This window comes from Vibrio ostreicida (assembly GCF_013074385.2).
Classification (GTDB): Bacteria; Pseudomonadota; Gammaproteobacteria; order Enterobacterales; family Vibrionaceae; genus Vibrio; species Vibrio ostreicida.
The window spans coordinates 445,368-460,262 of sequence record NZ_JABEYA020000002.1 but is presented as its reverse complement, the minus strand read 5'-3'; the positions used below and the strand labels follow the sequence as shown (position 1 = coordinate 460,262).

Annotated in this window: 14 protein-coding genes and 6 tRNA genes; 12 read left to right on the top strand and 8 right to left on the bottom strand. The window is 46.5% G+C overall.

Annotation, left to right across the window (positions count from 1 at the left end; translation table 11 throughout):
- Positions 1-96 precede the first annotated feature (96 nt).
- Entirely contained in the window at positions 97-1,344 is a 1,248-nt protein-coding gene (locus HLM86_RS05860) for a uracil-xanthine permease family protein (protein ID WP_076587539.1), read from the top strand.
- A gap of 81 nt (positions 1,345-1,425) precedes the next feature.
- Here HLM86_RS05860 and ybaK read toward each other — a convergent pair whose 3' ends face one another.
- The 8 genes from ybaK to hemA form a co-directional block, all read right to left on the bottom strand.
- The gene (gene ybaK / locus HLM86_RS05855; RefSeq protein ID WP_076587541.1) at positions 1,426-1,899 is read right to left on the bottom strand and encodes a Cys-tRNA(Pro) deacylase; all 474 of its coding nucleotides are present in this window, start codon (positions 1,897-1,899) and stop codon (positions 1,426-1,428) included.
- A gap of 78 nt (positions 1,900-1,977) precedes the next feature.
- Entirely contained in the window at positions 1,978-3,639 is a 1,662-nt protein-coding gene (gene ushA, locus HLM86_RS05850; RefSeq protein WP_076587543.1) for a bifunctional UDP-sugar hydrolase/5'-nucleotidase UshA, read from the bottom strand.
- A gap of 395 nt (positions 3,640-4,034) precedes the next feature.
- Entirely contained in the window at positions 4,035-4,886 is an 852-nt protein-coding gene (gene kdsA, locus HLM86_RS05845; RefSeq protein WP_170882394.1) for a 3-deoxy-8-phosphooctulonate synthase, read from the bottom strand.
- Between the two features lie 43 nt (positions 4,887-4,929).
- Positions 4,930-5,739 (bottom strand): SirB1 family protein, encoded by an 810-nt coding sequence (locus HLM86_RS05840; RefSeq protein ID WP_170882393.1) that lies wholly within the window; start codon positions 5,737-5,739, stop codon positions 4,930-4,932.
- A gap of 19 nt (positions 5,740-5,758) precedes the next feature.
- On the bottom strand, positions 5,759-6,142 hold the full coding sequence (locus tag HLM86_RS05835) for a SirB2 family protein (RefSeq protein WP_076587548.1): 384 nt from the start codon (positions 6,140-6,142) through the stop codon (positions 5,759-5,761).
- Between the two features lie 2 nt (positions 6,143-6,144).
- Positions 6,145-7,014, bottom strand: coding sequence for a peptide chain release factor N(5)-glutamine methyltransferase (prmC, locus tag HLM86_RS05830; protein WP_170882471.1), 870 nt, complete (start codon positions 7,012-7,014; stop codon positions 6,145-6,147).
- Positions 7,015-7,017: 3 nt separating this feature from the next.
- Positions 7,018-8,106 carry a peptide chain release factor 1 gene (prfA, locus tag HLM86_RS05825; protein ID WP_076587596.1) on the bottom strand — a complete coding sequence of 363 codons (1,089 nt, stop codon included), beginning with the start codon at positions 8,104-8,106 and terminating at the stop codon, positions 7,018-7,020.
- Between the two features lie 54 nt (positions 8,107-8,160).
- Positions 8,161-9,417 carry a glutamyl-tRNA reductase gene (gene hemA, locus HLM86_RS05820; RefSeq protein ID WP_076587552.1) on the bottom strand — a complete coding sequence of 419 codons (1,257 nt, stop codon included), beginning with the start codon at positions 9,415-9,417 and terminating at the stop codon, positions 8,161-8,163.
- 162 nt (positions 9,418-9,579) lie between these two features.
- On the opposite strand from hemA, the gene lolB reads away from it, so the two are divergent.
- The 11 genes from lolB to HLM86_RS05765 all read left to right on the top strand — a co-directional run bounded on the left by lolB (position 9,580) and on the right by HLM86_RS05765 (position 14,858).
- Positions 9,580-10,197 (top strand): lipoprotein insertase outer membrane protein LolB, encoded by a 618-nt coding sequence (gene lolB / locus HLM86_RS05815; RefSeq protein ID WP_170882470.1) that lies wholly within the window; start codon positions 9,580-9,582, stop codon positions 10,195-10,197.
- On the top strand, positions 10,194-11,066 hold the full coding sequence (ispE, locus tag HLM86_RS05810) for a 4-(cytidine 5'-diphospho)-2-C-methyl-D-erythritol kinase (protein WP_170882392.1): 873 nt from the start codon (positions 10,194-10,196) through the stop codon (positions 11,064-11,066). The genes lolB and ispE overlap by 4 nt, the downstream gene beginning before the upstream one ends.
- A 29-nt stretch (positions 11,067-11,095) precedes the next feature.
- Positions 11,096-12,040, top strand: a complete 945-nt coding sequence (locus tag HLM86_RS05805; protein WP_076587556.1) for a ribose-phosphate pyrophosphokinase — start codon at positions 11,096-11,098, stop codon at positions 12,038-12,040.
- Positions 12,041-12,188: 148 nt separating this feature from the next.
- Positions 12,189-12,779, top strand: a complete 591-nt coding sequence (gene pth, locus HLM86_RS05800) for an aminoacyl-tRNA hydrolase (protein ID WP_076587600.1) — start codon at positions 12,189-12,191, stop codon at positions 12,777-12,779.
- An 11-nt stretch (positions 12,780-12,790) separates the two neighbouring features.
- On the top strand, positions 12,791-13,882 hold the full coding sequence (gene ychF / locus HLM86_RS05795) for a redox-regulated ATPase YchF (protein ID WP_076587558.1): 1,092 nt from the start codon (positions 12,791-12,793) through the stop codon (positions 13,880-13,882).
- Positions 13,883-14,149: 267 nt separating this feature from the next.
- Positions 14,150-14,226, top strand: a tRNA-Met gene (locus HLM86_RS05790).
- A gap of 38 nt (positions 14,227-14,264) precedes the next feature.
- A tRNA-Leu gene (locus HLM86_RS05785) sits at positions 14,265-14,349 on the top strand.
- A 32-nt stretch (positions 14,350-14,381) separates the two neighbouring features.
- A tRNA-Gln gene (locus HLM86_RS05780) sits at positions 14,382-14,456 on the top strand.
- 78 nt (positions 14,457-14,534) lie between these two features.
- Positions 14,535-14,611 (top strand) — tRNA-Met (locus HLM86_RS05775).
- A gap of 47 nt (positions 14,612-14,658) precedes the next feature.
- A tRNA-Leu gene (locus tag HLM86_RS05770) sits at positions 14,659-14,743 on the top strand.
- A gap of 30 nt (positions 14,744-14,773) precedes the next feature.
- Positions 14,774-14,858 (top strand) — tRNA-Leu (locus tag HLM86_RS05765).
- Positions 14,859-14,895 lie beyond the last annotated feature (37 nt).

Genomic DNA, 14,895 nt, shown 5'->3' with positions numbered 1-14,895 from the left:
AATTGCAATCGATTGCCATGGTGGTAGAATCCGGAAAATTTATTTTTCAGTGCGCTGGACGGCTTGTAGATTGGCCACCACTAAAGGACATACATGATGAAAAATGCCATTCAAGGAACACAAATGCTTTTTGTTGCATTTGGTGCACTCGTCTTGGTTCCACTACTCACAGGTTTAGACCCCAGTGTCGCTCTATTTGGCGCTGGAGTGGGGACACTTCTTTTTCAGTTAGTTACACGCCGAAGTGTGCCGATTTTCCTTGCCTCATCCTTCGCGTTTATCGCACCGATTTTGTACGGTGTTCAAGCATGGGGGATCCCAGCAACCATGGGTGGTCTTATGGCAGCTGGTGGTGTCTATGTCCTGATGGGCGCGATAATCAAAGTCCGAGGTGTCGAGGTCGTACACCGGTTACTCCCCCCCGTCGTCGTAGGCCCTGTCATCATGGTGATAGGATTAGGTTTGGCACCGGTGGCCGTCAATATGGCGCTGGGCAAAGGGGGCGATGGGACACAATTGATTGATGCTAACGCTTCGCTGATCATTTCCAGTCTTTCTCTATTCACCACAATTGTAATTAGCGTCTTTGCAAAGGGATTCCTAAAACTCACCCCGATTTTAGGCGGCATAGTTGTTGGCTACATAGCCAGCCTAGCCTTTGGTGTGGTCGATTTTTCACCCGTACAAAATGCGGCGTGGTTAGCAATGCCAAACTTTACAATGCCAGAATTCAACATCAATGCCATTCTGTTTATGATTCCGGTCGCCATTGCACCTGCGGTAGAACACGTGGGAGATATGTTAGCAATCTCAAACGTGACTCAAAAAGACTACCTAAAAAAACCAGGGTTGCATCGCACCCTGACTGGCGATGGCATCGCGACTATCGCCGCTTCTATGGTTGGAGCACCGCCCAACACCACTTACTCGGAGGTTACAGGCGCGGTCCTACTCACGAAAGCTTTTAACCCTGTCATCATGACTTGGGCTGCCGTCTCTGCGATTGTTTTAGCGTTGGTGGGGAAATTAGGTGCAGTACTGCAAACGATTCCTATGCCGGTTATGGGCGGAATCATGATTTTGTTGTTTGGTTCCATTGCAACCGTCGGACTCAACACACTGATCAAGAACAATGTTGATTTGCATCAATCACGTAACTTGGTGATTGTGGCGATTACATTGGTATTTGGCATCGGTGGCATGGCATTTGGCATCGGCGAATTTAGCCTCCAAGGTGTGAGCCTATGCGGTATTGTTGCCATTTTACTCAACTTAATATTGCCTAAAGATCTAGGCGAAAACCATATCGTTGATCATGCCCAAATAGACGAGCAAGACCGTTAACCTCTGCTCAACGTAACGGCGTATTTAGGAGTGGCGTTTTTACACGCCGCTCTGATTGAACACGGCAACAATGCATGATGTTTACCCACATAACGACACAAACTGGCCCTGTGTCAAGACGGCAAGGTCTTGCGGAGTCAGTTCAATTTCAAGGCCGCGTTTTCCCGCACTGACATAAACAACTTGATGTGCCAAGGCACTGTCATGAATGAAAGTCGGCAAGGTTTTTTTCTGCCCAAGAGGGCTAATTCCACCCACGACATAGCCTGTTATCGTTTGAGCAATATCGGGATTGGCCATTTGCGCTTTTTTTACCTTTGCCGCTTTGGCTGCCAACTTAAGATTGAGTTTTTGACTCACTGGTATCACTGCAACGGCGAGAGTTTTAGCCTCACCATTCAGGCTGAACAACAAGGTTTTGAAGACTTGTTCTGGATTTTGCCCTAACGCTTGTACCGCCTCCATTCCATAATTCACCACGGCAGGATCATGCTCATATTGATGAACAGTAAACGCCACTTTTTTCTTTTTCGCGAGGTTGATGGCTGGGGTCATGACACTATCCTAGAGGATGAAAAAGCGCTGCCGTAAAGCAGCGCCTGAGAGAATGGCGGGGCCGGATGATGACCAAATTTATTGGTAAACGATCTCACCCGATGGTTCGAATTTAGTTACGTCAACTGGGCTATTACTTTCCAAAAATTCTTTTAGAATTTCTGCATCTACGAAGCCAGTGTTAACGAAACCTGGATGATTCGTCAATTTAGGGTAACCATCGCCACCTGCTGCGTTAAAGCTTGGTACCGTAAATCGGTAAGTCTTACCCAAACTCAGTGGCGCGCCACCGATCACGACATCCGACACTTTCCCATTGGCAACCGTCATTGAGATACCAGCAAACTGAGCGTAGGCGCCAGAATCAACAGGTTTAGTCGCAACTTCGTTGAGGTAATCAAGCACTTCTTTGCCTGACATATCGATATAGGTAAGGATATTAGCAAAAGGCTGAACCTTCAGAACGTCTTTATAGGTCACGTTACCCGCTTCAATCGAATCTCGCACCCCCCCCGAATTCATGACTGCAAAATCGGCTTTAGCACGTTCCATATGAGAAACTGCTATCAAACGCCCGAGGTTGGTCTGCTTGAAACGAACGACATTACGATCACCTTCAAGTTCACCATTGATTTCCCCAATCTTGACGTCAAGTTCCGCTTTGCCTTTCTCTTGGTATGGACGTAAGAAGTCGAGCATGTCCTTATCTTGAGGAATTTCGCTCTCAATCAGCACTCGCTGTTTCTTACCATTGACTTTCACTTTCTTCTTGAGGTTTACGGGGATTAAATCGTAGCTCACCATCTCAAGTTCACCATTACGGAACTCGTAGTCAGCGCGTCCGACATATTTGCCCCACTCATGAGCCTGAACGATGTACGTACCATTCTGAAGGTCTGGTTTACACTCGTCAGATGGTTTGAAGTTCTTCTTAACCACATTCGGCGCTTCCATACATACAGGTTCCTGAGAGTGACCGCCCACTATCATATCGAGAGAACCTTCATCCAGATAACGAGCAAGGGCCACATCACCCGGCGCATTAATACCCCGGTTACCGTTTTCGTAGTGCCCCATATGCGTTACCGCAAAAATCAGATCAGGGTGTTCTGTCTTTTTAATTTCAGCGATTAACTTTTGGGCTTCTTTCTTGGGATCTCTAAACTCAAGACCACCAATAAACTCTGGGTTGCCTACTTTAGACGTGTCTTCTGTCGTCAGACCGATAACCGCAATTTTAATCCCTTGTTTATCGAACATCTGGTAAGCTTGGAACATACGCTCACCTGTTTCTTTGTCATAAATGTTGGCCGATAACATGGGGAAGTTTGCCCACTCTTTCTGTTGAAACAGTACCTCAAGTGAGTTGTCGAACTCGTGGTTACCCAATGCCATCGCGTCGTAACCGATTTTGCTCATACCTTTAAAATCCGGTTCAGCATTTTGCAAATCTGACTCAGGCACACCAGTATTGATATCCCCCCCTGACAATAAAAGAACACTGCCGCCCTCCGATTCCACATCCGCGCGTAGGTCATCAATCAGCGTCTTACGTGCAGCCATTCCATACTCACCGTATTTATTCTGCCAAAAACGTCCATGATGATCATTGGTGTGCAGTACGGTCAGTTTATAGGTTTTGTCGGTTTTCCACTCGTGTGTCGGTGCCGAGGCACAACCAGCTAATGTGGCAAGAATAGCGGCGCTCAATGCGGTTTTTACAATCAGGCGTTGCTTCATTGTCATACCTTTAAAGTTGTGAAGATTTCACTGTTTTGAATATTGAGCACTCATAATGCCCAAATGTGGAGCATTGAATGATTGAGTACCCAGTAAAATTTTGGCTAGTCTAAATTAACCACTTTGGCATGACATATTAATTTCATATTTATTTAGACTTGATCACTTTAATTGATATATAAGTATGTAATAACGCGATCCGATTGCACATGCTTCAGGAGAGGTTCACAAGCAAAGATTTGACTGTGAACTAACGTGGAAGGCTATCCGTTAACAGCATTGACTATGACCCATCAATGATTTCACAATCAACAGTGAGTATATGATTCATCCAGCGTAATCCGCCGATGGGAATACAAAAAAGGTTAGCCAATGGCTAACCTTTTGCTTTCAGTCTAACGGATATCGATGGGTGCAAAACTTTTAACCAGATCATCCAGCGCCTTCATTTGTGTCAAGAAAGGTTCCAGTTGATCCAGTGGCAACGCTGAAGGACCATCACATTTTGCTTGGTCCGGATTTGGGTGCGCTTCAATGAAAAGCCCAGCAATGCCCGTCGCAAGACCTGCTTTGGCCAATTCTACCGTCTGTTCTCGACGGCCACCGGACGCTGCACCAGAAGGGTCACGCATTTGCAAAGAATGGGTCACATCAAAGATGATCGGGCTACCCTTGGTCGCATTTTTCATCACACCAAAGCCCAGCATATCAACCACGAGGTTGTCATAACCCAGGCACGAACCTCGTTCACAAAGAATGACGTTGCTATTCCCACACTCCGCGAATTTGTCGACTATGTTTCCGACTTGACCTGGACTCATAAACTGAGGTTTTTTAACATTAATCACAGCACCTGTTTTTGCCATCGCTTCAACCAAATCGGTTTGACGAGCCAAAAATGCCGGCAGTTGAATCACATCCACCACTTCAGACACCGGCTTAGCTTGTGCTTCTGTGTGAACATCCGTAATAATTTTTACACCAAAGGTTTCTTTGAGCTCTTCAAAGATCTTCATCCCTTCTTCTAGACCAGGACCGCGATATGAATGAACTGAACTTCGGTTTGCTTTGTCGAAAGACGCTTTAAAAACGTAAGGGATACCCAATCTATCTGTGACTTGGACATAATGTTCACAAATTTGCATCGCCAGATCTCGCGACTCAAGCACATTCATACCAGCAAACAAAGTGAAGGGCTTATTGTTAGCCACTGGAATATCACCAACATGAACGATTTTTTGTTCCATTTTACTCTCTCTCTTTCAACGTGTCGTCCAACCTAGGACGGACTTAATGCAGGGTAACCTGAGTCTGACTCATCGCATTGACCTGATTTTTTAACAATCGAGTGGCAGGATCATCCGGACATTGGTCAATAAAATACTGATAATCACTCAGCGCCACTTGGTGACAATCCAACTGCTGGTAAATAAACCCACGATCTCGGATCTCATAAGGGTCATCGGGGACAAAGGTTAACGCTAAATCAGTGCACTTAAGCGCTAAGGTATAGCGTTCCTCGCGCAACAACGCACTCTTAATTAACGCGAGCCATCGACCAATGACCGTCGGGTTATCAACGACTTTGAGGTGGGTAGATTCGAGTTTCGCCAACGGACCACTATGACCAATCAACCACGCTCGGAGAATATGTTTGGACACATACTCACCATTGAACGGATTGATAAACAGTGGGGGTTCACCGGGCCATTCCAATTTGAGCAAAAACTGGCTCGGGAAAGTAACACCCGATATTGGAAAGCCCAGCTTTCGGCCAAAATAAAGCAGTAAAGCGCCCAGACTGACAGGGATCCCTCTGCGTCGTTCAAGGACTTTATCAATAAACGCATTGGCCGAATCAAAGTAAGCGTTGTGATCGCCACAGAATCCCCATTGGCAATAAAACAATCTCAAGAGTGAATCAAAACCTTGTTTTTCATCACCATCATGACGCAGACATGACTGAGCCTCTTGAAGCAACCGACGCAGTTCGTGCTCCGCCCAAGTCACCTCAGTAGAAGGGTCGACCGCTTTATTTAATATCAGCGCCCCTTCGGCAAGCTCCATTGCATCAAAATCTTCATCAAACAATTCAAGCATGTTGATTACCTGTTGCTTATTAACTCAAAAACATTGGCGCTTTGGTCACCGCAATTTTACCTGCCATGGCTAACCAACCTAGCGCGCCAAAAAACGAAAATGTTCTGAACAACTTATTTTTGCCTAACTTGAGTGCAAAGACACCCAAGGCAATATACGCAAGCACACAAGTGAGCTTTTCCGTCAACCACGGCGCCGCCGATGTAAAAGGAATAAACCCAGTAATCACAACTAAGCCGATACCAGACAACAATAAGCAGGTATCATTGATATGAGGAAATACTTTTAAAAACTTCTTTTCCAGAAGATCTGAGTTGGTCATCATCAACACATAGCGCACCGACAATAGGATTGCGCTGACGCCAATGGTCAGCAAATGAAAGTGCTTCAAGCCTTCGTACATAATTATCTCTCTTGCTTTATTGATGGCAATTGACCGACAGTTACTCGGTCATTATCACCATAATCTTTATACGTTTTTATCTCTTGATACCCAAAATCACTCATAATAGCTTGGACCGATTCTGCTTGTTCAAAACCGTGTTCAAACATCAGCCAGCCATCGGTATGTAAGAAATCCAAAGCACGTTTTGCAATAAACTGAATATCAGCCAATCCTTTATCCTCAGCAACTAAGGCGCTTAAAGGTTCAAAACGCACATCGCCCTGAGACAGATGAGGATCTTTTTCATCGATATAAGGCGGATTTGAAACTATCAAAGCAAACTTTGTACCAGATGGCAAAGGGTCAAACCAACTGCCTGACAAAAACTGAGTGTTCGTCAATTGCAAACGCTGCGCGTTGTCCTGAGCTAACTGCTGAGCTTCCTTTTGGAGATCGACTCCCCATACCTGATGATCTGGAAGTTCAGAGGCCAACGCCAGTGCAATAGCGCCGGTTCCAGTCCCTAAATCCAGAATATCACCCGATATTTCCTCGCTTTTCTCTAACGCGATTTCCACTAAACGCTCAGTATCTGGCCGAGGAATCAAGGTAGAAGGTGACACTTTCAATGGCAATGACCAAAACTCTCGCTTTCCAATGATATAGGCGACAGGTTCGCCTTTAAGGCGGCGGTCTAATATTGCCTCAAAATCTGCAAGTTGTTCCGGTTGAAGTGGTTTATCAGGCCAAGTGAGCAAGAACGAACGGGGTTTACCTAAGCTATGGCAAAGCAGTACCGCCGCATCAAGGGAAGGCGAATCACTGCCGCTCTCCATTAGCGCTTTGGACGCCTGCTTTAACGTTTGCTCAATGGTCGTGAGGATTATCATCACTTAGTGACTTTCAGCAAGTGCTGCCAGTTGATCGGCTTGATATTCCTGAATGACTGGGTCCACTAACGTCACTAATTCCCCTTCCATCACCTCACTCAACCGATAAATCGTCAGATTAATTCGATGATCAGAGACCCGCCCCTGCGGATAGTTATAAGTCCTAATCCGATCGCTACGATCCCCAGAGCCGAGCAGATTTCGTCGTGTATCCGAGACCTCAGCCGCCCGTTTAGCTTCTTCTGCTTGTATAATCCGTGCCGCCAAAACAGACATCGCTTTCGCTTTATTTTTGTGTTGTGAACGCTCATCTTGACATTCAACCACGGTGCCCGTCGGTAAATGGGTAATACGAATAGCCGAATCGGTCGTGTTAACGTGCTGACCACCCGCTCCCGAGGCGCGAAACGTATCAATTTTAAGGTCCGCCGCTTTGATCTCTGGAATTTCTGCTTCAGGGATCTCTGGCATCACAGCAACCGTACATGCCGAAGTATGAACCCGTCCTTGAGATTCCGTTGCTGGAACACGTTGCACACGATGACCGCCAGACTCAAACTTCAGCACTCCGTAAACGCCCTCGCCATTGACTTTAGCAATCATCTCTTTGTAACCGCCTTGTTCTGACTCATTTGAAGAAATCACTTCAATACGCCACCCTTTCTTTTCAGCGAATTTACTGTACATCCGGAATAAATCACCAGCAAAAATGCCCGCTTCGTCTCCACCTGCACCCGCTCGAATTTCAAGGAAGCAGTTACGATCATCATTTGGGTCTTTCGGTAACAACAGAATTTGCAGTTCGTCATTGAGACGTTCAATCGTGGCTTTGGCTTCTTTCATTTCTTCCTGAGCCATTTCTCGCATTTCAGCGTCGTCTTCCTTTGCCATGTCTTCCGCCGCAGCCAAATCGTCTTGCGCTTGCTGAAAAGCCTGAAAACACTGAGTCACCTCTTCCAATTGAGAATACTCTTTTGAGAGAGAACGGAATTTATCTTGATCACCGATGACACCAGGGTCACCAAGTAAATGTTGAACTTCTTCATACCGTTCAACAAGGGTTTCTAGCTTAGTTAGAATAGAGGCTTTCATAGTTTTTGTTAACTCAGGGGTCGATAGGTTGGCCGTCGCAACGACCAACAAAAATTAGGAATCTTCAAGACCTAAACTTTGTCTCAAGGTGTGTAGCTTAGCGGGTTCCCCTTGTTGTGCTGCACTTTGCAATGCACGGGTGGGGGCATGAATAAGCTTATTGGTTAATTTATTACTGAGTTCCAGTAGCACTTTTTCTGGGTCGGCTCCTGCCGCCAGCGACTGTAAACTTCGGTTCAAGACATCCTCGCGAATATCATTCGCCGCATTGCGATAATCTCGAATGCTGTCAACGGCTTGCAGCGAACGTAACCAAGACATGAACGTTGCACTTTCTTCACTCACAATGGCTTCTGCCTGAATCGCCTCAACTTTACGCTGCTCTATATTGTTTTCCACAATCGACTGCAAGTCATCAACCGAGTAAAGGTATGCGTCATTAAGGTCCGCAACTTGAGATTCAACATCGCGTGGAACCGCAATATCCACCAGCAACATGGGTTGATGGCGGCGAGCTTTCAGTGCGGTTTCTACCATTCCTTTGCCAATAATAGGTAAAGGGCTAGCGGTGGAGCTTATCACGATATCGGCCCGCGGGAGATAGTCCGGTATCTCTGGTAAGCTAATTATCTCCGCGCCAAACTGTTCAGCAAGCGCAAGCGCCCGCTCGCGGGTTCGGTTAGCAACAATCATTTTGTTGCACCCGCTGCCCGCAAGGTGTTTGGCCACCAGTTCAATCGTCTCACCCGCTCCAACCAGCAACACGGTCGAGTCTTTAAGAGACTCAAAAATATGCCGAGCAAGCGTACAAGCCGCATAAGCAACCGAAACAGCATTGCCCCCTATATCCGTTTCGGTACGAACTCGTTTGGCCACAGAAAAAGTTTTCTGAAACAACTTATCCATTGCCGTATCGACGGTTTTATGTTCGCGAGATTCGGAATAAGCTTGCTTGATTTGCCCCAAAATCTGGGGTTCACCTAACACTAGAGAGTCGAGCCCACAAGATACCCTCATCAAATGACGAATAGCAGCTTGCTCTTCATGAATGTACAAACTTGGCTTTAAATCTTCTGGGTTAACCTGATGAAACTGTGCCAGCCAATCGATAACTTTGCCACGGCCCGACGTTTTCACATCACAATATACTTCCGTCCGATTGCAGGTCGAGACAATGACACTGCCGTTGACGTGAGGGTGGGTACCAAGTTGCGCCAGTGCCTGAGGTAATTTATCCGGACCAAATGCGACTTTCTCACGCAGCTCAATTGAGGCCGTATTATGGTTGATACCTATAGCAAGCAAAGACATGTGATCTCGGTTCTCTGAATCAGCAAATGAACAAATAAGACCGGAATTTTACTGTATGGCCCAATTTAATTAAAGGGTATTCGGAAGATGTTTTTACGACGCTATCACATCAGTGATATAGTGTGACAAAAGACAAGCGCCAAAATGGATAAAAAACCAACAATGACGGCTTACTTTCGTCCCATCTTCATCTTTTTTCTCAGTAGTTTAATTCTTTCAGGATGTACAACTATTGACACTAGTACGACCAACGTAGAATGGCAAACACACCAACAGCGATTGGCCAGCATCGACCGTTACTCGGCAAGCGGAAAGCTGGGATATATTTCTCCTGCACAGCGCCAGTCACTCAATTTTCATTGGCGACACCAAGTCACCCTCACCCAGTTAAGGCTCACAACCTTTATCGGCCAGACGGCTCTCAATATGAAAATCGACGCTTCTGGTTCCTCAGTCGAAACCTACGATGGTGACACCTTCTATGCACATGATGCTCAGGCTTTGATCAAACGGTTAACGGGGCTAGCCCTCCCCGTTGAGCAGCTCAACGACTGGTTTCTTGGCAGACCAACAGGAGCTGACCAGCACCAGCTTAACCCGACACATACTCTGGCTTCTCTAACCAAAACCATCAATGATAAATCTTGGCACCTCGAATACCTGAATTATCAGGACATCACCTACGAAGGGACGCCGCTACCTTTACCACAGAAACTCAAATTGAGGCAGGGCGAGATATCCATCAATATGGTGATCACAAATTGGAACCTTGAACCATGATAGCGGAAACTACGTTCTGGCCCTCTCCGGCTAAACTGAACCTTTTTTTGTATATCACAGGCCAAAAAGACAATGGCTACCACGAGCTACAAACCTTATTTCAGTTTCTTGATTATGGCGATGAACTGACAATCACAGCCAACACCAGTGGAACGATCACCATTACTCCGGATTTATCCGGTGTGGTGTTAACTGATAATCTCATATGGAAAGCAGCGACGGCTTTACAGCAGCAATCAGAGCGTGTTTTGGGCGCAGATATAAAGATCCATAAAGTGCTACCGATGGGCGGAGGTATTGGGGGAGGCTCTTCAAATGCCGCCACAACCTTGGTCGCGTTGAACCATTTATGGCAAACTCAACTGACCGTCGATCAATTGGCGGATATAGGGCTCTCACTCGGCGCAGATGTGCCCGTCTTTACGCGTGGTTTTGCCGCCTTTGCCGAAGGGATTGGTGAACATCTCACACCAGTCGAACCTGATGAAAAATGGTATCTCGTGGTTAAACCAAATATCAGTATCGCGACTGCCGATATTTTTGCTCACCCAGAATTACCCAGAAACACGCCAAAACGTGACGTGGCAACACTTCTTGACACTGCCGACGAAAACGATTGCGAAAAAATTGTGAGAATGCTTTATCCAGAGGTTGATAAGCAACTTTCTTGGCTGCTACAATACGCGCCGTCAAGACTAACAGGGACTGGATCCTGCGTTTTTGCTGAGTTTTCGAGTCAACGCGAAGCAAAACAGGTCCTTGAAAAACGCTCTGACAGCGTCTTTGCTTTTGTGGCAAAAGGGAAAAACATCTCCCCTTTGTATGAGACGCTCGCTAAGTATCGCTTAGCTCACAATCTATCTATCTAAATACTGGACGCAACCCTGAGGTTTCCACTGTGCCTGATATGAAGCTCTTTGCTGGTAACGCTACACCTGAACTAGCCCAACGTATTGCTGATCGTCTTTACATCTCTCTTGGTGACGCAACTGTATCTCGTTTTTCTGACGGCGAAGTCGCTGTACAAATCAACGAGAATGTACGTGGTAGTGATGTTTTCATCATCCAATCCACCTGCGCACCCACTAACGATAACCTAATGGAACTGGTAGTGATGATTGACGCAATGCGCCGCGCTTCAGCGGGCCGTATTACAGCCGTTATTCCTTACTTTGGTTATGCTCGCCAAGACCGACGAGTCCGTTCTGCTCGAGTCCCTATTACCGCGAAAGTCGTGGCCGATTTTCTGTCCAACGTTGGTGTTGATCGCGTTCTAACGATTGATCTCCACGCTGAACAGATTCAAGGCTTTTTTGATGTCCCCGTCGACAACATATTCGGCACGCCTGTCCTCCTTGATGATATGGCTGAACGCGGTTTGGAGAATCCAGTTGTCGTCTCACCCGATCTTGGCGGTGTGGTCCGCGCACGTGCAACAGCAAAAGCGCTCGGCGACATTGATATCGCGATTGTTGATAAACGACGTCCAAGAGCGAACGTGTCTGAAGTCATGAACCTGATAGGTGAAGTGGAAGGCCGTGATTGTGTTATTGTCGACGATATGATTGATACAGGTGGTACGTTGTGTAAAGCAGCCGAAGCACTGAAAGAGCGTGGAGCAAAACGTGTTTTTGCCTACGCAACCCATGCGGTCTTCTCTGGCAACGCCGCCAAAAACATCAAAAACTCAGTCTTGGATCAAGTCATCGTTACCGACTCAATTACTCAATCCAAAGAAATGCAGGCAACGGGCAAAGTCACCACCTTGAGCTTGTCTCGTATGCTCGCTGAGGCGATTCGCCGCATTAGTAATGAAGAATCAATTTCTGCGATGTTTAACTGATTACTCATCTCTGAAACATGGTTTAAGCACCCCTGATTAGGGGTGCTTTTTTTATATGACAAGCCAAGCCAGTCCAGTACACTCGCTCGAAGTAATATTTCTGTGCTATGATACTGCGCTTTTTGAGATTCCAAGAGAGATCCTCACCTTGAGTCAACAAATCAAACTTCTTGTCGGCTTGGCTAATCCTGGGCCCGAATATACCAGAACCCGTCATAATGCTGGCGCTTGGGTAGTAGAAGAGCTCGCACGCGTTCACGGTATCACGCTTAAAAATGACGCTAAGTTTTATGGCATGACCGGACGCATCATGATCAATGGTCAGGATCTTCGATTACTCATCCCTACAACGTTTATGAACCTTTCTGGCAAAGCGATTGCCGCAATGGCAAAGTTCTACCAATTTTCTCCGCAAGAAATCATGGTAGCGCACGACGAATTGGACTTACCTCCGGGAATCGCTAAGTTTAAAAAAGGCGGCGGTCATGGTGGCCACAATGGCCTGCGTGACACCATCAACAAATTGGGAAATAGCAAAGACTTCTATCGTCTTCGACTTGGCATTGGCCATCCGGGACACAAAGATAAAGTAGCGGGTTTTGTCCTAGGTAAAGCGCCCATTAAAGAACAAGAACTTCTTGATGCCGCAGTCGACGAATCTGTCCGCAGCTTGGATATCCTTTTAAAGGATGGCTTATCCAAAGCACAAAATCGGCTACATACGTTCAAAGCAGAATAAGGTTTATTATCATGGGTTTTAAATGTGGCATCGTTGGTCTACCTAACGTAGGTAAGTCGACTCTGTTTAACGCACTCACCAAAGCAGGAATAGAAGCAGCTAACTTCCCTTTCTGTACTATTGAGCCAAATACTGGCGTTGTGCCTGTACCGGATCTTCGCCTTGACGCTCTGGCACAAATTGTTAACCCACAAAAGATCTTGCCAACGACAATGGAGTTCGTTGACATAGCAGGTCTTGTTGCGGGCGCCTCCAAAGGTGAGGGCTTAGGAAATAAATTTCTGGCCAATATCCGTGAAACAGACGCTATAGGCCATGTTGTTCGCTGTTTTGAAAATGAAAACATTGTCCATGTGGCAGGCAAAGTATCACCGATTGAAGACATTGAAGTCATCAATCTAGAACTGGCTCTGGCTGATCTTGATGCTTGTGAGCGCGCCATCCAGCGCAACGCTAAAAAAGCCAAAGGCGGTGACAAAGACGCAAAATTCGAGCTGACTGTGCTGGAAAAACTTCTTCCCGTGTTAACCGAAGGCGGAATGGCACGAACCCTTGAGTTGGCCAAAGAAGAACTCGCCGCCATAGGCTACCTGAACTTCTTGACGCTCAAACCGACCATGTACATCGCTAACGTTAACGAAGATGGCTTCGAAAACAACCCCTATCTGGATGCAGTAAGGGCGTTTGCCGAGAAGGAAAATAACGTCGTGGTCCCCGTCTGTGCAGCCATAGAATCCGAACTTTCCGAACTGGATGATGAAGACCGCGAGGAATTCCTTGCCGATATGGGGATTGAAGAACCCGGTCTAAATCGTGTGATTCGTTCCGGTTACGAGCTGTTAACGCTCCATACCTACTTCACCGCTGGCGTAAAGGAAGTCCGAGCTTGGACCATCCCTGTCGGGGCGACCGCGCCACAAGCTGCAGGTAAAATACATACCGACTTCGAAAAAGGTTTCATACGAGCCGAGGTGGTGGGTTATGATGACTTTATCACTCACCAAGGTGAAAGTGGCGCAAAAGAAGCGGGCAAATGGCGTTTAGAAGGTAAAGAATACATCGTCAAAGATGGGGATGTTGTTCACTTCCGTTTTAATGTGTAATTTCATTGCAAGTTATTGACTTTCAAAGCCAGCACGAGTGCTGGCTTTATTGTTTTCTGTCTAGCCACATTTCACTTAAATGAGTTAAACGACCATATTTTGCTACCACTTTTCGATCGTTTCCACGCCTCTTTGCTTAAAAAGAAACCGAACAACTGTTTTGTGCTGATTTATTCAAAAAAACTATTGACGATTTTGTCTCAACTTCGCATAATGCGCGCCGTTCCCAACAATAACATTGCTTATTGATTAGGACGTTATTGGAATGGCTACGTAGCTCAGCTGGTTAGAGCACATCACTCATAATGATGGGGTCACAGGTTCGAATCCCGTCGTAGCCACCATTACTACCTTTCTGTCTGAGAAAGTGATTAGGGATAATGCGGAAGTGGCGGAATTGGTAGACGCACCAGATTTAGGTTCTGGCGCCGCAAGGTGTGAGAGTTCAAGTCTCTCCTTCCGCACCATGATTAGAATGACTCATTGAGTGATTCATTGCAGGTCTATCGCCAAGTGGTAAGGCAGCGGCTTTTGATGCCGCCATTCCCTGGTTCGAATCCAGGTAGACCTGCCATTTATTTAAAGTGCTAAGCCCTATAGAAAAAGGCTTGTCACTAAGAGCGGGAAGGTTTATATTGTCTCGCTCACGAGTGGCTACGTAGCTCAGCTGGTTAGAGCACATCACTCATAATGATGGGGTCACAGGTTCGAATCCCGTCGTAGCCACCATTAAATTAGACTGTTCGCCTTAGCATTCAGTCCTGTAGTTTCAAGAAGCGGAAGTGGCGGAATTGGTAGACGCACCAGATTTAGGTTCTGGCGCCGCAAGGTGTGAGAGTTCAAGTCTCTCCTTCCGCACCATCTTGACATAAACTACATATAGAATAATACGCGGAAGTGGCGGAATTGGTAGACGCACCAGATTTAGGTTCTGGCGCCGCAAGGTGTGAGAGTTCAAGTCTCTCCTTCCGCACCATTATTCGAATCAACCAGTGGTTGATTCACTGCAGGTC